This is a genomic window from Bacillus sp. FJAT-27245 (genome assembly GCF_001273955.1).
Classification (GTDB): Bacteria; Bacillota; Bacilli; order Bacillales; family Cytobacillaceae; genus Bacillus_D.
Genome location: NZ_LIGI01000001.1, coordinates 111,418 through 137,609, shown reverse-complemented (window position 1 = coordinate 137,609; position 26,192 = coordinate 111,418). Strand labels below are relative to the sequence as shown.

Below are 26,192 nucleotides of genomic sequence, written 5' to 3'. Positions count from 1 at the left end.
GCATTGATTCATTTTCTGATTTCATTATTTTATCATAACGGAAGCCAGACAATAAAAAAAAGGCAAATGGAATCTTCCAACACCGAATCAAAAATGGCAAAAGGCGGACCCATTACCGGGCCCGCCTGAAAATCGGGAGTTTTCCTATTTAGACATTTCTCCCTGCACGCTCATCGCCAGGGACGCCATTTCATCCTTTGTCAAATCATTGGAGGCAATCATATAGTCGACCCCATCCTGGGACCAGCTTAACGTATGGTTTGTAAGTGCGCCAACCGTAAAGCCGAGGTCGACCGGCTCGCCGTTCATATCAATTGGATAGGATGCAGAAGCAGGTTCAACCACCCTTTTCTCCTGGATGAGCGTAAATGTTTTGGCTCCGCCATATGTTAAAATAACCCTTTTTCCATCCTCGATGGCAACCTCTTTTTCCTTCTGCAGGGAAACCCCCTCAAGTTGTTCAGCAGGGTATTTGACGGTAAAGGAGGTGTCCTGCTTGCCTGCTTCCGCCATTACAGGCATACCAATCTGTGCACGAGTCATATTTTTCTTCATTTCAAAGTCGTCCTTATCAAAATTGGCGTTGAATTTCACCTTGGAAAATTCCACCGTGACAAGCGCATTCCTGTCGGCATCCATGACCCTGACAATCGCAGGAGACAAATCCTTCTTATTCAACTTGATTTCCTGGGTAGGAAGCATCTGGTTATTTTGGTAACGGGTTTTTGTTTCAAAAACATAATAATCCTTTGTCGATGAAAATTTCGCCTCTTTATCGGCGACAATATCTTTTACAAGCGATTCATACAGGTACGCCTGGCTGCTGTTTTTAGGCCAGTCGCTCTGGAAACGGAAGCTTTTCTTCAATGCCGGAGTCAAGACAAAAACTCCTTCATCATTTCTGAGAATCATCTGGCTTTGGTCCTTTTTTGCGTTTTTCAGATTTACGCGATAGTAGGAAGGATCTTTATGCCAAATCTCAACTTTATACACTTGCGGCTTGGCTCCCATCGAAAGTGTCATGGTCGCATTCGCCTTATACCCTGACAGCTTTTCAAGTTTACCCGCGAGCTGCTCCCGGACGGACTCCTGCGATTTTGAACCACAGGCGGACAGGGCCAAAACAGCCAGCAACCCGGCAATGACGAGCAACACCTTTTTCCCCATTCTTTCAACCCCTTCTGTTCTCATATCATCGTTTTGGAAAGCGGCATCCGGTCGCCCTGCTGCCTGTCTTTCCCGTGTCATTATGAATATATGAGACAACCATGGACAATATGTTAACGAATGGATTGAATTATGGGACGGTTCTTAACAAAAAAGAAGAGCCTGTTCAGCTCTCCTCGATGACAACATATGCCGCGGCATATTCCTTTGTGTGGGTGATGGAAAGATGGGCTTTCATTTCTTCCGGACGGACGAAATACGGTTTCCCAAGTGCATCTTTGCCTACCTCGATATCTTGAAAAGAGAGTGAAGCGCCAATGCCGGTACCGAGTGCTTTGGAAAATGCCTCCTTTGCCGCGAATCTTCCCGCGAGGAATTCAGCCCTTCTCCCGTTCGGCAGAAGGCTGTATTCTTCTTTTTCCCTCCCGGTCAATATGCGGTCAGGAAACCGTTCCTGCTTTTCCATTAGCTCTTTAATTCGGCCAATTTCAATTAAATCGATTCCAATTCCTTTAATCATTGTCCAACTTCCTTCTAACAGCTATTTTGCAAGCATACGATTTACCTGAATGGATTTGTCTGCTACTTCCGGCTAAGATGTAGGTATCGCTTAATTAAGCAGCCATAGGAGGGCCACATGTTTACGAGAACCGAAAGCTTCGGCCAATTTATCCGTTTTTACCCAATCGTATCTTTAATTATCGCTATTAATCTGATTTTTTATCTCGCTTCCGTTCTTCCTATCTTTCCAAATTATTGGATCATCTCAACCTTTACGGGCTTCAATCTTTATATCGCGGAGGGAGAGCTTTGGAGGCTTGTCACTCCCATCTTCATGCATGCCGGCTTTTCCCATATTCTGTTCAATAGCTTTTCGCTAGTCCTTTTTGGCCCGGGGCTCGAAAGGATGCTCGGCGGCGTAAAGTTTTTGGCAGTGTATTTCATCTCCGGCATTTCCGCCAATATCGCGACGTATCTAATTGAACCGATAACTTTCAGCCATGTCGGTTCAAGCGGCGCCATTTTCGGCTTGTTCGGGTATTATATCGCGATTGTCTTCCTGAGGAAAAGAGGGATGTCGCGCCAGGATAGCCAGGTCATCCTGACAATTGCCGCCATCAGTGTAGTCATGACATTTCTCCAGCCCAACATCAATATTACCGCCCATCTGTTCGGACTATTGGCTGGGTTCATGCTCGGCGCGGTTGCAGGCCGCAAATAGCATTCCAGAAAGCGGGCAAGGGAACCCAAAGACGCTACTCAAACAAATTTGGCAAGGGCCGGCAGCAAGCGCCGCTGGAAAGCCAGTTGAACAGCGTACAAGCACTCCCGCTTTCCTGAAAAACTCGAACACTTTCCATAAATTCAATTTTCCGGTTTATTCTGCATCCAGTATACCGAAGGACTGGCATTGCCGCACGATTGGATGAACCTACCTGATTCTGAACGAAGCCTGGTCGATTATTTCAATGCTTGGTTCACTCCTTAATTCCTCCATTAGCCGGAACAGGGCGGCATCTTTTTCCTTGGCTTCTATCATGCAATCAATTTCCGGCACCGAACCCTTTATTTTTTGCAGAAATTCAAGGAACATCGCGGAGTCGATATACCCTGCATGCGCTCTGAACTCATTATCCGACTTCGGGCTTGAAATATGCATTTTAATGGGAAGCGGGGACGCTGACCATGTACCGATTACCCTCTCCCACTCCTCCTCCCATCCTGCCCCGCCACTATGGGCAAGGTGGTGATGATAGTCGAATACACAGGGAATGCCAAGCTTTTCGCATAAATACAGGCATTCCTTTAACGTAAATGTCGTATCATCGTTTTCAAGCATGATCATCTCCTGCAGGTGCGGGTGAAGATACCCCCAATTGTGAATAAACATTTCCAAAGCTTTTTCATTATCATTATMCCCGCCGCCGATATGGACGACACAGCGGTGCACAGGAGGAATTTCCATTTCCTTTAACATGTGGTAATGCATTCCTAGTGTTTGGATGGACGTTTTTAAAATATCCTTCTTATTTGTATTCAGGACAACAAAATGATCCGGATGAAAATCAACGCGCGAAGGATGCTCTTTTAAAAAGGATGCGATATTTTTAAACCCTTCCTCGAGAGGGGTTATGTAATCCCAGCCGGATAATTCCTCATGGTTCGCAAGCGGGATGAGCCGTGAACTGAACCGGAAAAATCGGATGTCATTCGCGAGGTTATGCCGGAGCAGCCGGAGGCAATTCGCAAGGTTGGAAAGGGCAATCCGTTCCAGTTTCCGAATCGCCGCTTCCCTGTCCTTCAGCCTCTTGAATTGGGCGAACGTCATTGTTTGTGACGGGGAGCAATGCTCTACAATTGTGCTCATTGCCACGTATCCGAGCCTGACTACGGTCATTTGGCATCCCTCCAATTAAAGCTTTATTTTTAGGATGCCTTTTGGCCCCGAAAAACATATGCTTGGCTGCTTGGAAATAAAAAGCACAGGCCCCAATCGGGGACCTGCGCTAAAGAGGTTATTATTTATTGTAGCTGCGTGGCTTTCCGCCGGTGCGCTTTTCGTATGGGCGTTTTTCACCGTAACGGCCGGAGCCTTTGCGGCGGTCATAACCACCTTTGGAATCTCCGCGGCCTCCTCTGTTGAAAGGCTTACGATCGCGGTCCCTTCTTTGTGGAAGAGGAGCCTCTTCTGTGAGCTTGACCGGAGTTGTATCAGGCTCCTTCGTCAGCATCTTCAGAACAGCTGCGACCACAGTCGAAGCGTCATTGTTTTCAAGAAGCTCCGCGGCAGCTGCTTTGTAGTATTGGAGATTATTGGACTCAATTGTTTGTTCAATCCGTTCAACAACCGCTTTTTGCTGTCCTTCAAGCGCTTCATCAAGGGTTGGCGGCAGCATCCGTTCCATCTTGCGCTTCGTTGTCCTTTCAACTACTGCAAGATAGGACTTTTCGCGCGGAGTGATGAATGTTAAGGCAACGCCTGTTTTTCCGGCACGGCCTGTTCGTCCGATTCTGTGGACATACGATTCCGGATCCTGCGGGATATCAAAGTTGTAAACGTGGGTTACGCCTGAAATATCCAGTCCGCGCGCGGCAACATCTGTCGCAACAAGGACATCGATGGAACCTTCCTTGAATTTCCTTAACACAGAAATTCGTTTTGCCTGGGTCAAATCCCCGTGGATTCCCTCAGCCGTATAGCCCCTGAGTGTCAGCGCCTCGGCCAGTTCGTCAACGCGGCGCTTCGTACGCCCGAATACAATAGCCAGTTCCGGGGATTGAATATCAAGAAGCCTTGTCAGTACATCAAACTTATTTTTTTCCTGAACTTCAAGATAGTACTGTTCAATTGATGGAACAGTCATTTCCTTCGCTTTTACACGGACAATTTGCGGGTTCTTCATGAACTTTTCGGCCATCCTCTGGATAGGTGCCGGCATAGTGGCAGAGAAAAGCAGCGTTTGGCGTTCAGCTGGAATCGCAGCGAGGATCGCTTCAATATCTTCAATGAAGCCCATGTTCAGCATTTCATCCGCTTCGTCAAGGATAGCTGTATGAACCTGGTCAAGGCGCATAGTCTTTCTGTTGATATGGTCAATGACACGCCCTGGAGTACCGACGATGATATGAGGGCCTTTTTTCAATGAACGGATTTGGCGGCTGATATCCTGCCCCCCATAAATAGGAAGTACTTGAATCCGTTTACCGGCGCCAATTTTATAAAGTTCCTCGGACACCTGGATGGCAAGCTCACGGGTTGGGGCAATGATGATACCCTGGATGGCATGGTTAGAAGGGTTGATTTTTTCAACTAGAGGAATCCCGAAGGCAGCGGTTTTCCCAGTTCCCGTTTGGGCCTGCCCGATAAGGTCTTTATTTTCCATGCTTAATGGAATGGTTTCCGCCTGGATGGGCGTAGCTTCTTCAAAGCCCATTTTAAGGACAGCTTTTAACGTTTGTTGGCTAATGCCTAAATCTTCAAACTTGGTCAATGTTTTCATTCTCCTTCATGTGTTGCTGTTAAATATAGTATGCGTGCAGAAAAACGTCCCGAATCCACATAAGAGCAAGTTCCGTTTTCATTTCTCTATTTTAGCAAAAAAAAGACATTCTCCCAAAGGAGTATGCCCTGTAATGACTACCTTTTAGACACGTTGGTGCCTATCATACCATTTCCGGCCTGATAATGCAATGAAGCAAACCTACGCTAACATGACTCCGGCAGGACAGGTATCCCCTCAAGAAAGTCGTCTACCTGGGAAAAAAGGGCACCTTTTTCCCGGCAATGGCAAATATGGTGGGCTGATTCTTTTATATACGCCAGCTTTTTATGCTCTGCGGGTATCGATTGATACAAAAATTCAGCGCTCTTGGGAGGAACGAGTCCATCGCTCTCTCCCTGGGCAATAAAAGTCGGCGCTTCAATCAACGATAATTGGGGCCTGATAAAAGCAACCAACTTTCTGAATTGGAGCGCTGCGGACAGTGGCGTTTCCGTTATTTTTCGTTTATAGCGTGAAAATAATTCATTTTCCTCCAAGGTTCCGTTAATCAAGTCCCTGGCCATTTCCCTCAATTCTGCAGCCATCTGCTTTGGGTTAAGGTAATAAGCGGCGGCGCTCAGGAGGATGAGCCTATCCACTTTGTAATTTGCGGCCAGGTATCCGGCAATCAGTCCGCCCATCGAAAAACCGATCACATAGATTGTATCGCACTGCTCGGCCAGCTCCATGTATTCCCTTTCAGCATAAGCGATCCATTCCTTGAATTTCACCCCTCTTAGCGAAAGGGTTTCCCCGTGCCCCGGCAAGGTTGGAATCCGAAAGACCCAATCGGGGTGCCTGCTTTTAAGATAGTCGGCAAGCGGTTCGACTTCATATGGTGCACCTGTAAAACCATGGATGCATAAACAGCCTATCATGCTTGATCACCCCGGAAGCTTAAAGTTGAACAATAGTACTTTAATGGCTTTCCTCCTTCTGCAGGAAGGCGACCACTTCTTCCAACTTCATTCCCCTAGAAGCTTTAACCAAAACCAATGTATCGGAATTTGTGTGTTTCTTTAGTTCCTTGCTTAGCTTTTCCTTTTCTTCAAATGCATAAACCCTTTCACGCCCCAATACCTTCCTCGCTCCTTCGGCGATCAGGGAACCAAGCTTCCCGTAGGTAAAGACAAGGTTAATCTTCCCAGGGTCAAGCATTTCACCAATCTTATGGTGGTATTCCTTTTCAAGCGGGCCTAATTCAAGCATATCGCCAAGCACGAGAATTTTTTTCGTATATCCTCCCAGATTGGCGACAAGCTCAATAGCCGCACTCATGGAGGTCGGGCTTGCATTATAGGCATCGTTGATAATTTTTTCGCCATTTAACCCTTCCGACAGCTCCATCCTCATCTGCGTCAGCCTGACCGATTTAAGCCCTTCCGCCATTTCCTCGAATGACAACGAGAAGTGGCGGGCAACCAGCATGGCGGCCATCGCATTCATAATATTATGCGTTCCGAGAACGGGCAGGTAAAAACGCTCATCCGAAAGATTCACCCGGAACTCGTTTCCATGAGTGGATTGGGTAATTTCAACCGGGTACATATCATTCGATTCACCGCGACCGAATGTTTGTAAATGGATCCCAGCGCCAATCCCGGAAACCCTCTCCATTAAAAGCGGCTCGTCCCCATTCAGGACGGCGATTCCGCCTTCCTGCAAACCTTCAAGAATTTCAAGCTTGGCTTCGGCAATTCCTTCCCTAGATCCAAGATCAAGTAAATGGGATTCGCCAATGTTCGTAATAATGACAGCCTCCGGACGTGCCAGCCTCGTCAAAAAGGAAATTTCCCCGCGGCTGCTCATCCCCATTTCAAGGACAGCCATTTCCGTATCCTCATCCAAATTTAAAACGGTGAGCGGAAGGCCGAGATGGTTGTTATAGTTTCCTTCTGTCTTCTGGACTTTGTATTTTGTCGAAAGGAGGCTTGCCGCCATATCCTTTGTCGTTGTTTTTCCGTTGCTGCCAGTAACCCCGACGACTTTAACGCCAATTTGGCTGCGGTAGCTCCTAGCAAGTTCCTGAAGCGCTTCAAGGCAATCGTCCACAATCAGGAGCGGAATGCCTTCGGGTGGATTCGGGGCATCCTTCTGCCAAAGGGCGGCAACTGCGCCATTTTCAATCGCGCTTTCCACAAACTTGTGGCCGTCAACCTTTTCACCCTTAAAGGGAATGAATAAATTGCCCTTCTTTATTTTCCGGGTATCGATACTAACTCCTGTTATCCTGGTTTCTCCAAATGGTGAAACATCATTGAGTACGGGAATCATGTCTATGATTTCGTTAATCGTTTTCCGAATCAATCGGATTACCTCCTAAAAAACAAAATGCGCAAGCGCCTTGGTCAGCCCCGACAAGCAAAGATAAGGTCCCGCAGGATGGGCCTGCCCTCCGGAGGGAACCGGCTTAGACCATAGAGGGGCTAGGCGCTCCTCGGAAAAGAAGAACACTTTTCCTTCGTGCGATGTTATGCTGCCGTAGCTTTCCTTGTGGAGCTGGATTACAATAACTTAATTCGAGTTATCCACAAGGTTCATTTCTATAATTTCCTAGACAAAAACAAAATGCGCAAGCGCCTTCGCGAGGGAAACTGGCTAGGCGCTCCTCGAAAATCCTCAATTATGCCAAGGCATAATTTCTTGACGAATAAGGACCGGGCGATGCAATTTGGCCCAACGATTGGGTAGCCTTAAAAAGGACACCGCTACTGCCGTGTCCCCGCCCGTCTTTTCCTTAAAATGTATATTTAATGCTTTGTTTTTCCGCATGCCTTTCGAGCGCCAGGCTAACCAGCCTCTCAATAAGTTCTGGATATTCCACCCCGGTATGCTTCCAAAGGAGGGGAAACATACTGAACGGCGTGAAACCAGGCATCGTATTTACTTCATTGATTAAAACAGTGCCATTTTCGGTTAAGAAGAAATCCGCTCTAATTAGTCCCGAGCAATCAAGCGACTTGAAGGCCCGGATTGCCATGTCCCTGATACGCTCGTATGTTTCTCCATCAACATCTGCCGGGATGATCAGAGCTGTGTCCCCATCCTCATACTTCGCCTTGTAATCATAGAAATCCGTTTTCGGGACGATTTCACCTGCAACCGATACTTCCGGATGGTCATTGCCAAGAACGCCAACTTCAATTTCCCTGGCGGTTACCCCGACTTCAACGATTACTTTTCTGTCAAAAAGGAACGCTTCCGAAAACGCCTTCTCCAGTTCCCCGCGGTTCCGGCATTTGCTGATCCCGACACTGGAACCAAGATTTGCCGGCTTCACGAAACATGGATAGCCAAGCTTGTTCTCAATCTTTTCATAAGCCCCTGCCTTATCCGCCTCCCATTCACTTCGGATAAAGAAGGTGTAATCGACTTGAGCAAGGCCTGCTTCAGCAAAAATGTTTTTCATGATTACTTTATCCATGCCCGCAGCCGAGGCGAGCACACCATTCCCTACATAAGGAAGGTTCAATAATTCCAACAGCCCCTGAACAGTACCGTCTTCTCCATTCGGCCCGTGCAAAAGCGGGAAGATTACATCAAGTCCGCCATCATTGTCGTTTCCCGCAAAAATGGCGGGAGCAAGCTTTCCTTCTGCCGCTTCCGGGGAAAATTCAAGCTCTCTTACAGAGCTGATCGGCCCTTGAAGCTGCGGGCCTTTCACCCACTTTCCTTCTTCCGTGATATAGATTGGAAAAATATCGAACTTTTCAACATCAAGCGCTTTGATTACAGCCATTGCGGTTTGCAATGAGACTTTATGTTCCGCGGATTTCCCGCCATATAACAATCCTAATTTTGTTTTCATACCGAACCTCCGTAAATTAATGCCATGGGCAAACCCAACTATATAATTTTCGCTATATAGGTTGAATCAAAAATTGTATAGGCTAGTATAACCTTGCTGTTGATTTCCACTCCGGGCACACGCTTTCCGCGGGGCGAAGCAGCTACCTGTATCAACTTCTCGAGAAACATCTGTGAATTGGCTCCGTGCAGCTTTGCGACGAGCTGAAGATTCACTTCCTCGAATAATCTGTGGCGCAGGAGCATTTTTTGTGGAGCCTCCTCGGCGCTAGCGCCTGTTTGTCTAGTTGCAGCGCCTAGCCCCTCGAGGTCGCTTGGTCCTTCAGGTGAAGTCAAAGAGCGACTTCTCCTTCAGGCCCTCCAGCGCTTGTCGGGGCTGACCAAGGCGCTTCCACTTTTCTAGGGGTCTCCACCTTGCCGCTGCATCCCGCCGGAGTCGGCGCCCTCCGCTCCAATCAACTTACATTTCAAACTGATAGTGTAATTATTTATTTTAACCTATATAGTATATGAATCTGGCTTTCCTATTTTACCATCATGAAAAGGAATATAGGTACGATATCGTTTTGTCTTCTATTAGGTTTATGAAGGAGCCAGCCCGGCCAAAAACCGCCAATCACAAAATTGCCATTTTTTCCAGGCAGGAAGTTCCTTATCATATAGTATGATTGGGTGGGCTCCCTGCCTCATTGCTGACATGCCTTCGATATCTTTTATTTGCAAGACAATCCTAATATGTATTCCAGTGGAACAGAATGGCTGATGCCCGCTTGTTTCCGGCTGGATTAACTAACGAACAATCTCCAGTCTTTCGTTTTTTTATCAAAAACGATTTTCGCATGGCATGGTTTTCCGGCCGATTTGCTATAGGCTTCCGCCATATCGTCCATATTTGCGAAATCTCCGATAACCCAGATAGGGATTTCAACCCTTCCCCTTTGGGTATCGGCATCCCTGACGGAAATGCAGATACCTTCCTTCATAAAAGAAGTCAGGGAGAGGAGCAGCTCTTTGTTCAAGATCGGGTAGATACGTTTTTTCCGGATTCCAAACAGGGTCTTTTCTACTTTCAAATCACCTAGCTTCAAAGGAATTACATAGCTAAGCATTGTAAAAAAGTCCATTAGATTTCGATAGTATGTTTTATTGAACCAGCCATCGTCATGGGCAAGATAAACGAACCGGTTGCCGAGCTGATTATAAAATGGAGGCCTTAGATGCTGTTTGATATGGCCCAGATAAAGGAGCTCGGCAATATCCTGGCCGTTCAGTTCGTTCAGGGCTTCCTCTTCGTCAAAATCGACCCAGCAAAAGTCCCCATACCCATTCACATCATCATGGGCAAGCTTTGCAATCTTATCTCTTTGTACGTATTCAAACCTAGTATGGCGGTTGTATTCCCCATCATCGAATTGATGTTTCAATAAAAGGAGATGATTTGCAAAGCCTGAAAAAGCAGCGGTGAATTCACTGAATTCGATGCCGCAGGACATAACATATTGGGCTTGCTGGTTTAAATGGACATAGATGAGGCCGCGTACGTCCCGATGATGCTTTTTCAAAGGCAAACTCCTCCAATCTGTATTAAAGTTCCCTTCCCATCATAACAAAATCCGGTGGAAAATTCGCATTTCATTTCGTTTACAAAAACATGGGTATTATTATCACCAAAGGTTCCCTCAGGCAGTCTGGCTACTTATGCGAAAATTTGGGAATCCTGTGACAGAAACATGGACTGGCCTGCTCTTTTTCGTTTTTTTATTTTCAATTCAGCGCTAATTTTCATATAATGTATCATGGCAGCAAGGCTGCCGGAAAGGAGCGTGAGCGCATGATTAAAAACATGACAGTCGATCAGATTACCCTTCAGGTAATTAAAGCCATCAAAGAAAACAAAAAGAAGGATTTCGAAGCAATTCTTGATGAACTCCAGCCATATGATGTGGGCAAGCTGTATGAAAGCTTCCCGGAAAAACACAAGACTCGTTTCCTTCTATTCCTGAATCCTCATCTTCTCGCCGATTTGCTCGAGGAGCTTGATACAGAAGAACAGCATGAAGTCCTGAACAAATTGGGGATTGAAAAAACGGGTAAAGTCCTTGACCTGATGGATAATGACGACCTTGCCTCCCTTCTTGAAGAGCTGTCACCAGATAGAATAGCCGCTCTCCTGTCCGGAATGAAAATAGAAGAGTCGAAAATCGTCCGCGATATCATGAACTATCCACCGGAAACTGCCGGACGTCTCATGACGAACCGGTTCGTCTGGATTCGAAATTACTATACTGTCCGGGATGCGGTCGGCAAGCTTAAGTCATTTGCCGATTTTGCCGAAACCCTCAATTATTTATATGTAATCGATGAACAAAGGCGCCTTGTGGGGGTTGTTTCCTACCGCGACCTGCTTATTGCAGATGCGGACGAGGCCATTAATACGATTATGTACGAACGGGTCATTTCCGTATCCGATATGACCGACCAGGAAGAAGTAGCAAGGATGATTGAACGGTATGACTTCATGGCTATTCCGGTTGTGAATTCAGAGAATGTCCTGGTAGGAATTGTAACGGTCGATGATATTATCGACGTTGTCATCCAGGAAGCGAACGAAGACATTGAAAAACTGTCGGCTTCCGGAAAATCGATTGACTTTGACACGAAGGCATTCGTTGCAGCATACAGAAGGCTTCCCTGGCTTATTCTTCTCCTCTTTATAGGCCTGGTCTCCGGAAAGATTATCAGTTCCTATTCCGAAACCTTGGAAAAAGTCGTCTCCCTCGCATTCTTTATGCCAATGATTTCCGGCATGACCGGGAACACCGGGACACAATCGCTTGCCGTTGTCGTCAGGGGTCTGATTTCGAACGATATTGACAAAAAGGTTATCGCCCGCCTGATTTCAAGGGAATTAGGGGTTGGCCTGATTATCGGCCTGACATGCGCCCTCCTTATTGCCGTTATTGCTTTTGTTTGGCAAGACAGTTATATACTAGGGATTGTTGTTGGAAGTTCCCTCTTCCTCACCCTCATCATTGGAACTCTTGCCGGAACGGTTATACCTCTCGTGCTTTACCATTTTAAAGTTGACCCAGCCGTTGCGTCCGGGCCGCTCATCACCACTTTGAACGATATCTTTTCGCTCATCACCTACTTTGGAATAGCCACAATGTTCTTGCACAAGCTAACGTAAAGGGGCATCCGCCCCTTTTTTAATTTTCATTGTCTCGCGGGGCAATAGCCAATAGATGGTGCTTCAATACCGTGATAGACACCGGTGTTTCAAGGTAAACCTCCCCATCCGTATCTGCCTCCATCGGCTCCGCCGTCTGAATCATGATTTCCTCTCCGCTGCAATGGAACAGTTCACAAGCCGGATCTCCGTTATCCACTGTAACGTCATTGGCGAGCAGTTCCCTAACTAGCGCCAAATTCGTATTTTTGATAACGAAAACATTCACCTTTCCGTCATCCACATCAATATTCTGAAAAGGAAGCCGGTTTGTCCCGATAAACCTTCCATTTGCCACAAGGATCATTACCGCCTCTCCTACAAAACGCTCCCCATTGCAGTCGATTGCATACCGAAATGGTTCCATCTCCCTCATTGTCCTAATTGCGCTTAAGTAATAGCTCACTTTGCCCAGCAATGCTTTCTCGGATTCTTTTATATTATTGGATGCTTCTGTTACCAACCCAACGCCTAAAAAATTCAGGGCAAACTGGCTATTAATTTTCATGACGTCAATCGGGACAGGGGCTCCCGCTACAATTACTTCCGCCGCCTTCCTGATATCCTGTGGAATATTGAGAGTCCTCGTAAAATCGTTGCATGTCCCGCCAGGCAAAATGGCCAGGATTGGCCTTTTTTTCAGGGAGGAAAGGCCGTTTATACACTCATGGACAGTCCCATCCCCACCAAGGATGATGACAAGATCAGCCGACTCACCAAATTCGGCACAAAGCTCCCGGGCATGGCCGGGCTTTTCCGTTTTTAAAAGCAACAATTCTTGTATGGCGGGGCTGAGAACGGGKATGCATTCCCCAAGCACTTTCTCGATGTCCTTCTGCCCGGCATTTCCGTTATAAATCAGGACAGCCCGTTTATAGTCGGCCATTATCGTCCCTCCCGTTAAAAATCACCTATTAACCATCCTTATACCCCGCTTTTTCCCGTCTAGTAACATATGGCCTACAGACAGTTTAGCCAACCCATTCCCGGGTATATCACCATTAACCCGCTAATTTAGGGAAACGCAGAAGGAGTGGAGTATATTGGAAAGTAACTATCAATTCTGGAGCGGCTGGGATCGGATCGTCTACAGGCTCCCTGATTTTTTGGTGGCCTTGGCTGTTCTCCTCATCGGTTGGTTAATCGCCAAGGCAATCGAAAAGGGCGTATATAAGGCCCTGTTAAAGTCAAACCTCGATAATCGCCTTTTTTCCAATGCAAACGACAAGAAGTATTCGTCAGAAAAAATTATCAGCAAGATTATCTACTATTTAATTTTGGTATTCGTTTTTATCCTATTCTTTAATATTCTTGGGTTGCACACCATTGCCGGCCCGCTTGTCACGATGCTTACCGCGATTACTTCCGCGATCCCAAGCATATTAAAAGCGGCGCTTATCCTTGTTGTTGCATGGCTTGTCGCTACCGGATTAAGCATGCTGATCCGAAAAGGCGGCCGGACATTAAGGGCGCATCAATGGGCGCAGAAGCTGAATATCACCCAGGACAGCGAAGGCCCCGGACAGCTGGCCGACAGGATCGCAAAGATTGTTTTTTATCTGGTCCTGCTCATGTTCCTTCCGGGTGTGCTCGCGGCACTTGATATCAACGGTATTTCCGGACCGTTTTCCACTATGCTCGGCAGCATGCTGGCCTTCCTGCCGAAACTATTCTCTGCTGCGCTAATCATCCTTGTCGGCTGGTTCGTGGCGAAGCTTGTCCGGGATATCGTTACAAATCTGCTTCAAGGGCTTGGCGCAGAAAGGCTTGTAGAGCGATTTGGCGCGAAAAGGCTTTTTGAAGGGACAAGCCTATCTTCGGTTATCGGGACAATTGCTTTTGTTCTCATCTTGATCCCGACTGCCATCGCCGCACTCGAAAGGCTTGATTTAAAAGGCATCTCAACACCGGCCATCCATATGCTGAACGATGTACTCACAATGATTCCAAATATCGTTGTAGCCATTTTGATGGTGCTGGTTGGCGTATGGATTGGAAAATGGGTCAACAATTTCGTAACCGGGTTGCTTGAGCGCGCCGGCTTCAACGTTTTCATGAAAGGTATCGGTATTGGGGATGGGGCTGCTTCCACATTGTCTTTATCAAAAATCGTTGGAACGGTCGCCCAGGTACTCATTGTCCTGTTGTTTACTGTTGAGGCATTGAACCTTGTCGGACTTGACTTCCTGGTTACGCTCGCAACAGGCGTTATCGCGTACCTGCCGAATGTGCTGGCCGCGGTAATTATTCTGATGGTTGGGCTTTGGGTCGGCAATTTTGTTAAAAAACTGCTGGCAAGCATGCTTCAGGGCCCACACTACGGCCTCCTCTCATCCGTCGCAAAATACGCAGTAATTGCGATTTCGGTTTTCATGGCACTTGACCAGCTCGGGGTTGCCGCATCCATTGTCAACGCGGCCTTTATATTAACTTTGGGAGGCCTCGCCCTCGCATTCGGCCTTTCCTTTGGCCTTGGGGGCCGGGAGTTTGCCGCCAAATATCTTGCACGTTTTGACCAGAAGCTTGAGCAGACAACTGTCGTAAAACCTCCCGCAGCCCATGGGGGAAATACGATGGGCACTGGAGGCCAGCCCGGAAACCCAATGGCTGGCGGACATCCTGGCCACAGAAATCCAACTGAAAAACCATTTTCGGATCCGAACAACCATAATCCGAATGATCCCGATAATCCATTTCATAATTTGTAGGAAGTTGAAACACCGCTGGAGCGATCCCGGCGGTGTTTTTTCCGAATAGCTTTCGGTATTCCATAAAGCAAAACCTCTTTACAGTGGAAATGCTGCCAGTAGAATGTATCTGCAAATTTCAATCAAACGTTTGATTGAAATACTCTGCAATTGAACAATAGTGTTTATCAAAAATTATGGCGGATAGGAATTTGGAGGACCGGACCGTGATTGTATCTCACCGTATTCTGAGATAAACTAGTATACGATATTACTTTTAAGCAGGTGTGACATGAAGGAGTTTATTTTCAATATATTGACCGCCTTGTCTGAACTCGGTTATCTCGGTATTGCCATTGGCCTGATGATTGAGATTATCCCGAGCGAAATTGTCCTTGGCTATGGCGGGTATATGATTTCCCAGGGGACAATTAATTTTCCGCTCGCGGTCGTTGCCGGGACAATCGGCGGCACTTTTGCCCAGTTGTTCCTCTATTGGGCCGGTTATTATGGCGGGCGTCCGTTTCTCGAAAAATACGGAAAATATGTTTTTATTAACAGCCACCACATTGATTTAGCCGAAAAGTGGTTTCAAAAATATGGCGCGGGGGTTATTTTTTCCGCCAGATTCATTCCGGTAGTCAGGCATGCAATTTCAATCCCTGCAGGCATTTCAAAAATGCCGGTTTCGAAATTTACCCTCTATACAATTGCGGCTGTTATCCCATGGACAATTTTCTTCCTTTATCTCGGGGTAGTTCTTGGTGAAAATTGGGTTAACATTAAGGAAGTCGCCCAGCCATATGTAATTCCGGCTCTTGGGGTCGCCATCGTCCTTGGCGCAGCGTACATTTACATAAAAAGAAAGAAATAATCGATTGCCGGATATTCGGCAATCTTTTTTTTCGAAAAAAAATTTCGTATATCCTCGAAAATGTCAGAAGTTTGTCACAAAACATAAATAAAAACCTGTTAAAGTAAAATCATCCCTTTTTATTCAATTCCCAATTCCCTCAGTGGCAAAGGATTGCCTCCCACAATCACTCATGCCAAAAATTTAGTTTCCGAATTCATTGGTCAACTATTTTGTTACTATTTTTTAACATTGACTTGAATTTTCCCGCAATTTAAAATGAAGGGTACGTTTTTTCGAAGGTGAATTTTACATGCAAAGGGGAATGATTTATGAAAAGAATAGGTTTAGCTTGGCAAATCCTGATCGGGCTTGTTTTCGGGATTGCCGTTGGGGCTGTTTTTTACGGAAATCCATCCGTACAAGCTTATTTGCAGCCAATTGGAACCATTTTCATCCGTCTAATTAAAATGATTGTCGTCCCTATTGTCATTTCCAGCATTATTGTTGGGGTCGCCGGAGTTGGCGATATTAAAAAGTTAGGGAAACTAGGCGGTAAAACCCTCATCTATTTCGAGATTATAACAACAATTGCCATTCTGGTCGGATTGGTTGCGGCAAACCTGTTCCATCCGGGAACAGGAATTGATATGGGCGCCCTCACAAAAGGCGACATCGGCAGCTATGTGTCCACGACAGAAGAGGTCAAAAGCCATAGTATGGCCGATACATTCATTAACATTGTCCCAACGAATATCATTGATTCCCTTGCAAGGGGCGATATGCTCGCCATCATCTTTTTCTCCGTATTCTTTGGTCTAGGGGTAGCCGCAATCGGGGAAAAAGGAAAACCTGTCCTGGCGTTTTTCCAGGGAACGGCTGATGCGATGTTTTATGTTACGAACCAAATCATGAAGTTTGCTCCTTTCGGGGTTTTTGCCCTGATTGGCGTAACAGTATCCAAGTTCGGGGTTAGTTCCCTCGTTCCGCTCAGCAAGCTTTTACTAACGACTTACGGAACGATGGTTTTCTTCGTGATTGTCGTCCTGGGAATAACCGCAAGGATTTTTGGTATCAACATCTTCCATTTGTTTATAATCCTTAAGGACGAGCTAATCCTTGCCTATTCGACAGCCAGCTCGGAAACGGTACTGCCGAAGCTGATGGAAAAAATGGAGAAGTTCGGCTGCCCGAAAGCCATTACCTCCTTTGTTATTCCAACGGGGTACTCCTTTAACCTGGACGGTTCAACCCTTTATCAAGCCCTCGCGGCAATCTTTATTGCCCAGATGTATGGCATCGATCTCAGCATCAGCCAGCAGCTTTCTCTTTTGCTTGTATTGATGGTGACATCCAAAGGTATTGCCGGCGTTCCGGGAGTATCATTCGTCGTCCTTTTGGCGACACTTGGAACGGTTGGCATCCCGCTTGAAGGTTTGGCATTTATTGCAGGCATAGACAGGATTCTTGACATGGCCAGAACAGCGGTGAATGTTGTCGGTAATTCACTCGCAGCAATCGTCATGTCGAAGTGGGAAAAGCAGTACGACGAATCCAAAGCCGCCGCTTACCTTGCTGAAGTTAAAGACAGCCAGCCAGCGGCTCTATAATTTGTTCCTTTGGCCTCCCTTTTTATCAGGGGGCCATTTTTTTTAATAAAAAAATCCATCCTTGTGTTTAAGGATGGATTGGACGTGGTATATGAACTATGTTTGCATTCTAAATTAACAGTTTAATTCAGCCATTTTGTGATTTTTACATACGTTCCCTTGCCTTCAGCTGTCTGGATTGAAAATTCATCGGCCATCCTTTTAATGGCGGGAAGCCCGGCTCCAAGGCTGCCAGAAGTTGAATAGCCTTGTTCCATTGCCCGATTGACATTCAGGATTCCGGGTCCGCAATCGACGGCATGGATTTTTACACCTGTCGCTCCATTGCGCCCTTTTATCGTTTCAATAGAAATATAGCCCTGGCCGGCATATTTGAAGATATTGCGCGCCAATTCGGAAATAAGTGTAATAATGCGGGATTGGTCGAACGCACTGAAACCAAGCTCTTTAGCTAATTCTCGCGCAATCCGCCGGGCGGACATAATATCGCTTTCGGACTTTATTTCAATAGCCGGCTTGTCCGGAAAATGTCCATTAAACAGGCGATCCTGGCCGATTACTTTTGTGATTTCAAAAACCTCCACCATTGATCCCCCCTTATAAAATAAGCCAGAAAGGCCTTGCAAATCCTTCCTGGCTTATTGGCGGTGTTTTTCATGCAGCTCGCCGCACCTTTTGGCAGAATTTTTATAATAAAAACGGAATAATTCGATAGGAAACTCTCCTAAAACCGCATAATTTCATGGTTTTTACTTCTCAAGTATACTGGAAAACCTTACAAATAACTACAGGAATAAGTTACTAAACCAATTTTCCCAACTTTTTTACCGTTAAAATCCCATTAATTGTCTTAAAAAGTGATTATAGGGTGCTTGTTATTGTTTTCTTATGAAAATATTAAATCATCCTATCGGTATTTGTTGTCGGAAAGTGAAGAACATGTACAGGTTTTTCCCAATATTTTTCGTCATGAACCTTCAGTTTTCCCATGTGGGCCGAATAATTAAAGTTGCCAAGTCCATTCATGTTTTGCTAATAATAATACTAATAGAGATTTAGCTTCGCCATCAGGCAAACGGCACAATCCACCGTGTAAAAATAGGAGGTGTAGCCCTGGTTTACAGGGCATTCCATTGATCGCATTTAATTTGCTGCTAGTTCTCGTTCTAATTGCGTTGACAGCTTTTTTTGTCACCACAGAATTTGCAATTGTCAAAGTCCGGAGTTCCAGAATTGACCAACTAATTGAAGAAAACAGAAAAGGGGCAAAGGCAGCAAAACACGTCATCACCCATTTGGACGAATATTTGTCCGCTTGCCAGCTCGGCATCACCATAACAGCACTTGGCCTCGGTTGGCTTGGTGAACCGACTGTAATGGCATTGCTTAAGCCAATCTTCGATAATGTTCAATTGAACCAATCGATTTCCAAAGTTATTTCGTTTGGGATTGCCTTTTCGCTCATTACTTTTTTACATGTTGTTGTTGGTGAACTGGCGCCAAAAACCTTTGCAATCCAAAAAGCTGAAGCGGTCGCATTATTCTTCGCCAAGCCGATTATTACTTTTTACAAGATTATGTATCCTTTTATTTGGGCCTTGAATGGTTCGGCGCGTTTCCTTACCGGCCTTTTTGGCTTAAAGCCCGCCTCCGAGAACGAGTTGGCCCACTCTGAGGAAGAATTGAGGATTATCCTTTCCGAAAGCTATGAAAAAGGGGAAATCAATCAATCCGAATTAACATATGTTAATAATATTTTTGAATTCGACAACAGGATTGCGAAGGAAATTATGGTTCCGCGGACTGAAATCGTGACCTTTTCCATCGATGACAGCATGGAGAAAATCCTTGAAACGATTCGCCGGGAAAAGTATACGCGCTATCCTGTTGTAGTTGGGGATAAAGACAATGTGGCTGGAATGGTCAACATTAAGGAAATCCTGACGGCAACATTAAAGCCTGAGGCGTTAAAAGAAAAGCCCCTCACCTACTTTATGAAGCCGATCATCCATGTCATTGAGACAATCCCGATTCACGAGCTCCTTGTAAAACTGCAAAAAGAGCGAACCCATATGGCCATTTTGGTCGATGAATATGGGGGGACGGCCGGACTTGTGACCGTCGAAGACATTTTGGAAGAAATCGTCGGGGAAATCCGCGATGAATTTGATGCTGACGAGGTTGCCGATATAAGGAAAATTAAAGATGGCCATTACATCATGAGTGGGAAGGTGCTTCTCGAAGATGTAAACGATATCCTTGGGATTGAGATTCCCGCGGAGGATATTGATACACTGGGCGGCTGGATCCTCTCGCATACGTATGACGTTAAAATTGGCGACATACTCCATGAAGAAGGGTATGACTTTAAGGTAATTGATGTGGATGGACACCAGATTCTCTATGTAGAAATTAAACAGTCCGAAGTAAAGCTGCCAGCCGGACAGCTTGAAGAGTGATAAATAGGAACCTTTCCCCCATTGGGAAAGGTTCCTTTTGTTTAGGCATAAGAACCTTGTCGAAAAAAATTCCCATTTTATTCTTGTGTTCTAATTTTTTAGAACGTATAATTAATCTAAATCGAGATAGAAAGTTAGATTGGGGAGATTAGGAATCATGGAACCAAAAATAATGGAAATAACCTTGGAACAACAAAAGCTCATCTCGACCCCGCTAAGGGTAAAAATCATTTACTTATTGTGCGAGGAGGCCATGACAGCCAAACAGGTTGCCGATGAACTTGGAAAAACGGCCGGAAGCATCCATTACCATGTCCAACAACTTTATAAAGGGGGAATCCTTGACCTTGTCGAGACGAGAGAAAACAAGGGGATTATCGAGAAATATTACCGTTCCAAAGCCACACAGTTCAACCTGAACACCAATGACCCCGAGCGAAAAGGAATACGCACAAAAGCAATTAGCCTTGAATTCACAGATGAGGAATTGGCCGACTTCGAGGAAGAGTATGACAATCTCCTCGAGAAATGGCTTAAGAAAACCGTCGCGCATAAAGAAGGACGGACCTCTTTTACGCTTTCATTGGAATTTAAAAAGGACCTTACCGGAGAGGACGTGTAATAATGGAACACGCCGTTAAAAGGAATCTGTTTCTCTTTGTCCCCGCCAAAATGATTGCTGCGCTTGGTTCGTCCATTTACAGTTTTTCCATTGGGCTATATATCCTAAGCCAGACAGGGTCTGCCCTAAACTTCTCAATCACGCTCCTGATGGGAAGCATACCCAGGATTGTCCTTTCTCCGCTGGCTGGCGCGGTTGCCGATCGCTTTGACCGGAAAAAAATCATCATCGTGACGGATTTCGCATGTGCGGCCTGGCTTGGCATCGTGTTCGCCCTCTTTACATTCGTCACGAAAGAAATCTGGCTGCTCTATTTGGCAGCCGCGGTCCTGACTTCATTGAATACTTTTTACTCAACAGCGGTTACCTCCACAATCTATAACATGGTTGGCCCAGACCATCTTCAGAAGGCGATGTCGCTTAACCAGACAGCTATATCCTTGTCAAATATCCTTGGTCCTGTCCTTGGGGGAGCACTGTTCGGCTTTTTCCCTGTCAATTCCTTCATGGCCATTAACATCGCAGCGTTCACCATCTCCGCCATATTCAGCCTGTTCATTAACTATCACCTATTTGCAGAGAAAAAGAAAAAAGAAGTAAGCAACGGTTTTTTCCATGATTTAAAAGAGGGGTTCACATACGTTAAAAATGAGTCATTCATCAAGAACATTGTTTTCTTCGCGATAGGGCTTAACTTCTGGTTCGCGGCCGCCCCAATCGCACTCCCTTATATTGTTATGGTCGTCCGGAAAATGCCGTCCTACCAGCTCGGCATCATCGAAGGCGCTTTCTCGGTTGGCACACTGCTGCTTGCTATAATCCTTACCGTTCGACCGGAAATAAAAAGGAAGGACCGTGCCATCCTTGGCGGCGTCGCGGGTATGTCGGTTATCCTCATTCTATTCGGCCTTCCGAGCCTGCCAGCCGCCGCGGGGGTTTCCAACAGTTTCATATTTATATACATGATCATCCTTGCCCTGATCACTTCATCCCTTGGCATGGTCATTAATATGCCTATTTTCGTCCTGCTGCAAAAGAAGACGCCGGATGAGCTGCGCGGACGTGTTATGTCCCTGCTCGAAGCGGGTGCCGGCGGGATGATGCCTATCGGGCTAATCCTCTTTGGTTTCCTATTCGAAAGGGTGCCGGCTTGGCTTTTATTGGGGATCAGCGGTGGCTGCGTCCTCGTACTCGTTGCCTATCATGTTTTTAAAAGGACATTCGCAGATCAGCTTGAAGAAGAGCCGAAAACGGAAGAAAAGGCTGTCCCCGCACACTCGGGAGCATAAACGAAATACGCAAAAGCACCTCAAAAGGATGAGGTGCTTTTTAATATTAACTGATTTTCCTCATCATTTTGCCCGAACAATCCGGTCCCGCTCGGCTAAGAAAGGGTAACCCGGTTCTTCCCTTCTTTTTTGGACGTATATTGCGCTTTGTCGGCCCGTGCCAATAACGAAGCAATCGTATCCCCTTTTTGGTAGGCTGCGATTCCAAAGCTTGACGTTACCTTGCCCGCTATCGCAAAATCATGCTGGGCAATGCCAGTCCTTAGGCTTTCAGCCAACCTAGCCGCGGATGCTTCCTTATCCTTTAAAATAATAATAAACTCCTCGCCTCCCCATCTGCCAAACAATTCGTTAGGCTTGAGGGAATCTTTGATCAGGAAAACAAACTCCTTAAGTACAACATCACCAACATGGTGTCCGAACCGGTCATTGATCGTTTTAAAATTATCGATGTCAAAAAAGATAATTGAAAAACCATTTTCATTTTTTTCTGATTCTATCATATGGCCATTAAGCCATTCATCAATTTGATAGCGGTTGCCAATCCCTGTCAATGAATCGGTATACGCTTCCCGTCTCGCCACGGCCAATTGTGAATACACCCCGACAAGATGGTGGGCAAAAAATAAAGCAACAATATAAACAATATTCCCCAGATAAAACTGAATCAGGGAGTCCATTTCCTCCGCATTAAACCTTCCTGCATTTATGGCTGCAGGCACGATGGTGATTCCAAGAACAATGAGCGCAAACACAAGCCCTTGCTTATTTTTCAAGGTTAGAAATATATACATCATATAAATCGGCATCCAAATGATAAAATCCCCCAGTGAATCGTGGCGGGGCGTCAAAAGGACGTTATAGACAGCATCATAAAACGTAATAATATGGTACACCGTCACAAGGAAAAGGTTTGATAGTTCAATAAACCGAATTGCCTGATTCCTGTATAACAGGAGCCAGCTGATGCTAAACCAGCCAATTAAGACTGTATTGATAATGGAACCAAGCAGATACTCGTCGCTTGCGTTATTTTGCAAATAGTTATTTAAAAAGAGGGAAACGAGAACACAGGGAACAACCCATAAATAGATTGACCGTTTTAATGAATAAAGCGACTTATACTGTTTATCCATCCAGCTGCCTCCATGCCCCTCGTTCTACTGGCGTATTGTTAAAAAGGAATATGTATATTAATTAAATAGTAGGCGTAAAGACCCATAAATACAAGGGGTTATTTCCAATTTTTATCCATAAATACAGGAATTTTAATCTATATAGGTTGAAATAAAAATTGGATTCTAAATGTGAATGATGTGGTTGATTTTCGAGGAGTCTACATGCAGCTCCAATCAACCAGCTTCCCAAACGAATGGGTGTAATTATTAAGTTCAACCTTTATATAAACAAATGAAATTCCAGAGCTATGATAAAAAAATTATAGTGGAGCCTCCTCGTCGCTCTTGCTCCTGCGGGGTCTCCACCTTGCCGCTGCATCCCACAGGAGTCTACGTGCCTTCCGCTTCCGTCCACATGGCAATTCTTTAGTTTAATTTATATAATATCCACTTACGGTTAGTTCCCACTTGATAAAAATTGGCTTTACCTAGAAAAGAATGTAAGATGAGTCTAAAAAGGATGAACTTCATGGAAGCACTGTTTCGTTATAACTGGAAGGTCAGAGAGGAATGGTATCGTTGGTGCGAAGGCCTAACCGAGGAGGAGCTTCTTGCAACTCGGACGGGCGGGGTTGGAGGCATTCTTAAAACGCTGTTGCATATTATTGATGTTGAATGGAGCTGGATACGCATTATTCAGGACAAGCCTGATTTCCAGGAAAAGTTTGAAGATTTTAACTCGCTTCAAAAAGTAAGGGAGCTCGATGCCAAATACCGAGTTGAGATTGAGGAATTCATCGGGTTCTGGAACTTGAGGATGGAAAACAACCTGCACCAGGTGACAGAACCGGACGGGCGCCTCGTAAACCTCACATGGGGTGAGGTCATGCGCCATATAATCGTGCACGAGGTCCACCATATAGGCCAATTATCCGTTTGGGCAAGGGAAATTGGGAAGAAACCGGTATCGGCTAATTTTATCCCACTCTAAGCCCCCCACCCCATGATTCAGGGAAATTGAAGAAGAATGCTGGGGAATCGACTGCCTTTAAAGTGTTCGATTGGATCACCTAACCACCAGCGGGGGATAAATACCTCCCACTGGTGGAAGGTTCACTTTATCGGCCGCAGGCTCCTGCGGGCACAAACAAGTGATCGGAAACACTGAATAACTTCAGTAAAAAAGTCACATTTTCTCTACTGGCGCCACTGTGAACTTTCCATACTTCACACCTTTTAAACTCGTCATCTTATCGCTTAGCAATTGGATTTCTTTTGCTTTTCCCTTTACGATGATGAGTTCAAGACAACTGGATTTTTCGAGATGAAAATGGGTAGTAGCCAGGATATTATCATGCATTTCATGCTGAATCATTGTTAGCTCATCAAGCAGGTTTCTCTGGTGATGGTCGTAAAACAAAAGGATGCTTCCCGCTACTATTTGCTCTGCCGTTTCCCATGACTGCTGAACAAGTGCATCCCGAACAAGGTCCCGGACGGCTTCAGATCGATTCGTATATCTTTTCTGCATGACCAAATGATCGAATTTTCGAAGCAGAGAGCCCTCCATTGAAACGCCAAATCTCTTTAATAAGGAATCTTCCAACGATTTCCCTCCTTCTCCTGCTTCTCGCAGATTAACAATCAGCATTTACTAAATATCTCATGGAAGAAAGGCCCTGGTTACGGAAGTTTCACTTTATCCCATTCTTCTATATTCCAGAATAATCCAAACCCATGATGGCCTAATGTACGATTGCTAATGCCGCTCACGCTTTTATCCACACCATATAACGCATCTAAATATACGAGGAAGTTAAAGGCGGGGTCCAAGGCCAATTCGCGCTGGAATTGCTCATAATACTTTTTCCTCTGCCCTTGGTCCGTATGAATTCGTGCATCTGTTAGTAACCGGTCTACTTTTGCATTTCGATAAGCATTCAAATTATAAAGGCCGTCACCAATTTGGCTGCTATGGAAAATGCGGTACGTGTGGTCATCAGGATCAAACTCACTGCCCCATCCAATTACAAAAGCATCTGCTTCCTCGAGATTTATCGCTGACCAGTCCAGTGGCTTTTGAATAACTGCTATTCCAAGCGGTTTCAGCTGCTCCGCCACGATATTGGCCAACGCTACACGCACAGGATCACTTGCGGGAGAAACAAGGTCAAACTCCAATCGACTGCCATTTTTAACGAGTACACCGTCGCTTCCTTTTACCCACCCTGCTTCTACAAGCAATTGGCTTGCTTTTTCAGGCTGATAGGAATAGGAAATTTCCTGTGGTGTGTTTGCCCATGACTTTTGCAGCGGGCCGTATGCATGCTCCCCTTTATTGGCGAGCATGCCTTTGACGATGGCGTCGCGGTCAATTGCTAGATTCATAGCTTGGCGAATTTTCGGATCATTGAATAAAGGATTACGGAAATTGTACATAATTGCCCGGTAATCAGCTGTTGGGATTGTTTTAATGGTGAAGTTATCATTTTCTTTCACACTGGCAAGCTGATTCGGTTCCACGAGAGCAAGGTCAATTTCACCCGTCTTTAATTGAAGGACACGAGTATTAGCGTCGGGTACCGGTTTAAAAAGGATCTCATCAAGCTTTGGCTTTTTTCCATAATAAGAGTCACTGCGCTCGATAATGATCGTATGGTCATTTCGCCATTCTTTAAGTTTAAATGGCCCGTTTCCAACTGGATGCTGGTTGAATTCCGACTTGTTTATATCTTCATCCTTTAAAATATGTTTTGGGACAATGCCGATTTTCAGCTTATCAAGTAATGGGGGAAAAGGGTTGTCCAGTTTGATTTGTACTTGCTTTTCATCAAGTACATTTACTTCTTTAATCTCACGAAAATCACCTGCATTCGGTGTATTTGCCTTAGGGTCCATTATTTTTTCCAACGTAAATTTAACATCTTCGGCTGTAACAGGCTTTCCGTCTTCCCATTTCGCATCTTCACGAAGAGTAAATGTGTACGTCAGCTTATCAGGGGATATCTCCCAATTTGATGCCAGGTCCCCAACCATTTCATTCTTTTCCGTCGGCTTAGTAAGCCCCCTGAAAATCATGCTATCAATCTCGCTATGGCCCACTTCGTTTAAGATAGGATTAATTCGTTCGATTTCCAGCTCTGTCCCATAGACGAGCTGTTTTGTTGCAGAAGATGGACGAGCCCCCATTTTATCTGCCGATTTCCCCCCGGCACACCCACTCAACACAAGAATAATGGTCGCGGCTGTCAATGATAGTACTGCCTTAGCTTTTTGAGATGACATTTCCCTTCTCCTGTCTGTTGTTT

Annotated in this window: 23 protein-coding genes; 9 read left to right on the top strand and 14 right to left on the bottom strand. The window is 45.5% G+C overall.

Going from position 1 to position 26,192, the window contains the following annotated elements; translation table 11 throughout:
• Positions 1-144: 144 nt before the first annotated feature.
• Together ADU24_RS00740 and acpS are read right to left on the bottom strand one after the other, a co-directional pair.
• On the bottom strand, positions 145-1,167 hold the full coding sequence (locus ADU24_RS00740) for a LolA family protein (RefSeq protein ID WP_053364850.1): 1,023 nt from the start codon (positions 1,165-1,167) through the stop codon (positions 145-147).
• Between the two features lie 166 nt (positions 1,168-1,333).
• On the bottom strand, positions 1,334-1,687 hold the full coding sequence (gene acpS, locus ADU24_RS00735) for a holo-ACP synthase (protein WP_053364849.1): 354 nt from the start codon (positions 1,685-1,687) through the stop codon (positions 1,334-1,336).
• Between the two features lie 117 nt (positions 1,688-1,804).
• Here acpS and ADU24_RS00730 point away from each other — a divergent pair, with 117 nt between their 5' ends.
• Entirely contained in the window at positions 1,805-2,389 is a 585-nt protein-coding gene (locus tag ADU24_RS00730; RefSeq protein ID WP_053364848.1) for a rhomboid family intramembrane serine protease, read from the top strand.
• A gap of 210 nt (positions 2,390-2,599) precedes the next feature.
• Here the strand turns inward: ADU24_RS00730 and uvsE are convergent, their stop codons facing one another.
• The 7 genes from uvsE to ADU24_RS00695 form a co-directional block, all read right to left on the bottom strand.
• Complete coding sequence (gene uvsE / locus ADU24_RS00725) at positions 2,600-3,565, bottom strand: UV DNA damage repair endonuclease UvsE (RefSeq protein ID WP_053364847.1); 966 nt, start codon at positions 3,563-3,565, stop codon at positions 2,600-2,602.
• 121 nt (positions 3,566-3,686) lie between these two features.
• Positions 3,687-5,168, bottom strand: coding sequence for a DEAD/DEAH box helicase (locus ADU24_RS00720; RefSeq protein WP_197277454.1), 1,482 nt, complete (start codon positions 5,166-5,168; stop codon positions 3,687-3,689).
• Positions 5,169-5,374: 206 nt separating this feature from the next.
• On the bottom strand, positions 5,375-6,088 hold the full coding sequence (locus ADU24_RS00715) for an alpha/beta hydrolase (RefSeq protein WP_053364737.1): 714 nt from the start codon (positions 6,086-6,088) through the stop codon (positions 5,375-5,377).
• A gap of 40 nt (positions 6,089-6,128) precedes the next feature.
• Positions 6,129-7,517, bottom strand: coding sequence for a UDP-N-acetylmuramoyl-tripeptide--D-alanyl-D-alanine ligase (locus ADU24_RS00710; protein WP_053364736.1), 1,389 nt, complete (start codon positions 7,515-7,517; stop codon positions 6,129-6,131).
• 430 nt (positions 7,518-7,947) lie between these two features.
• On the bottom strand, positions 7,948-9,018 hold the full coding sequence (locus ADU24_RS00705) for a D-alanine--D-alanine ligase (protein WP_053364735.1): 1,071 nt from the start codon (positions 9,016-9,018) through the stop codon (positions 7,948-7,950).
• Between the two features lie 38 nt (positions 9,019-9,056).
• Complete coding sequence (locus ADU24_RS00700) at positions 9,057-9,353, bottom strand: hypothetical protein (protein ID WP_053364846.1); 297 nt, start codon at positions 9,351-9,353, stop codon at positions 9,057-9,059.
• A gap of 449 nt (positions 9,354-9,802) precedes the next feature.
• Complete coding sequence (locus ADU24_RS00695; RefSeq protein WP_053364845.1) at positions 9,803-10,579, bottom strand: hypothetical protein; 777 nt, start codon at positions 10,577-10,579, stop codon at positions 9,803-9,805.
• Between the two features lie 269 nt (positions 10,580-10,848).
• On the opposite strand from ADU24_RS00695, the gene mgtE reads away from it, so the two are divergent.
• Entirely contained in the window at positions 10,849-12,207 is a 1,359-nt protein-coding gene (gene mgtE, locus ADU24_RS00690; protein ID WP_053364844.1) for a magnesium transporter, read from the top strand.
• A 19-nt stretch (positions 12,208-12,226) separates the two neighbouring features.
• On the opposite strand, the gene ADU24_RS00685 is transcribed toward mgtE, so the two are convergent.
• Positions 12,227-13,132 carry a diacylglycerol/lipid kinase family protein gene (locus ADU24_RS00685; protein ID WP_053364843.1) on the bottom strand — a complete coding sequence of 302 codons (906 nt, stop codon included), beginning with the start codon at positions 13,130-13,132 and terminating at the stop codon, positions 12,227-12,229.
• A gap of 157 nt (positions 13,133-13,289) precedes the next feature.
• Between ADU24_RS00685 and ADU24_RS00680 the strand changes: the two genes are divergently transcribed.
• From ADU24_RS00680 to ADU24_RS00670, 3 genes are all read left to right on the top strand, one after another.
• Positions 13,290-14,954 carry a mechanosensitive ion channel gene (locus ADU24_RS00680; RefSeq protein WP_082306766.1) on the top strand — a complete coding sequence of 555 codons (1,665 nt, stop codon included), beginning with the start codon at positions 13,290-13,292 and terminating at the stop codon, positions 14,952-14,954.
• Positions 14,955-15,225: 271 nt separating this feature from the next.
• Complete coding sequence (locus tag ADU24_RS00675) at positions 15,226-15,807, top strand: DedA family protein (protein WP_053364842.1); 582 nt, start codon at positions 15,226-15,228, stop codon at positions 15,805-15,807.
• A 311-nt stretch (positions 15,808-16,118) separates the two neighbouring features.
• On the top strand, positions 16,119-17,396 hold the full coding sequence (locus ADU24_RS00670; RefSeq protein ID WP_053364841.1) for a cation:dicarboxylate symporter family transporter: 1,278 nt from the start codon (positions 16,119-16,121) through the stop codon (positions 17,394-17,396).
• A 122-nt stretch (positions 17,397-17,518) separates the two neighbouring features.
• Here the strand turns inward: ADU24_RS00670 and ADU24_RS00665 are convergent, their stop codons facing one another.
• Complete coding sequence (locus ADU24_RS00665) at positions 17,519-17,878, bottom strand: anti-sigma regulatory factor (protein ID WP_053368714.1); 360 nt, start codon at positions 17,876-17,878, stop codon at positions 17,519-17,521.
• 651 nt (positions 17,879-18,529) lie between these two features.
• Between ADU24_RS00665 and ADU24_RS00660 the strand changes: the two genes are divergently transcribed.
• The 3 genes from ADU24_RS00660 (at position 18,530) to ADU24_RS00650 (ending at position 21,766) form a co-directional block, all read left to right on the top strand.
• Positions 18,530-19,855: a hemolysin family protein gene (locus ADU24_RS00660; RefSeq protein ID WP_053364840.1), complete on the top strand. Its 1,326-nt coding sequence runs from the start codon at positions 18,530-18,532 to the stop codon at positions 19,853-19,855.
• Positions 19,856-20,012: 157 nt separating this feature from the next.
• Positions 20,013-20,477 (top strand): winged helix-turn-helix domain-containing protein, encoded by a 465-nt coding sequence (locus ADU24_RS00655; RefSeq protein ID WP_053364839.1) that lies wholly within the window; start codon positions 20,013-20,015, stop codon positions 20,475-20,477.
• A gap of 2 nt (positions 20,478-20,479) precedes the next feature.
• A complete protein-coding gene (locus ADU24_RS00650) occupies positions 20,480-21,766 on the top strand; it encodes an MFS transporter (protein WP_053364838.1) in 1,287 nt (428 codons plus the stop codon).
• A 95-nt stretch (positions 21,767-21,861) separates the two neighbouring features.
• Here ADU24_RS00650 and ADU24_RS00645 read toward each other — a convergent pair whose 3' ends face one another.
• Positions 21,862-22,902 (bottom strand): GGDEF domain-containing protein, encoded by a 1,041-nt coding sequence (locus ADU24_RS00645; RefSeq protein ID WP_053364837.1) that lies wholly within the window; start codon positions 22,900-22,902, stop codon positions 21,862-21,864.
• Between the two features lie 511 nt (positions 22,903-23,413).
• Between ADU24_RS00645 and ADU24_RS00640 the strand changes: the two genes are divergently transcribed.
• Positions 23,414-23,875, top strand: coding sequence for a DinB family protein (locus tag ADU24_RS00640; RefSeq protein WP_053364836.1), 462 nt, complete (start codon positions 23,414-23,416; stop codon positions 23,873-23,875).
• Between the two features lie 195 nt (positions 23,876-24,070).
• Here the strand turns inward: ADU24_RS00640 and nikR are convergent, their stop codons facing one another.
• Complete coding sequence (gene nikR / locus ADU24_RS00635; protein ID WP_053364835.1) at positions 24,071-24,490, bottom strand: nickel-responsive transcriptional regulator NikR; 420 nt, start codon at positions 24,488-24,490, stop codon at positions 24,071-24,073.
• 77 nt (positions 24,491-24,567) lie between these two features.
• A complete protein-coding gene (locus tag ADU24_RS00630) occupies positions 24,568-26,169 on the bottom strand; it encodes an ABC transporter substrate-binding protein (RefSeq protein WP_053364834.1) in 1,602 nt (533 codons plus the stop codon).
• Positions 26,170-26,192 lie beyond the last annotated feature (23 nt).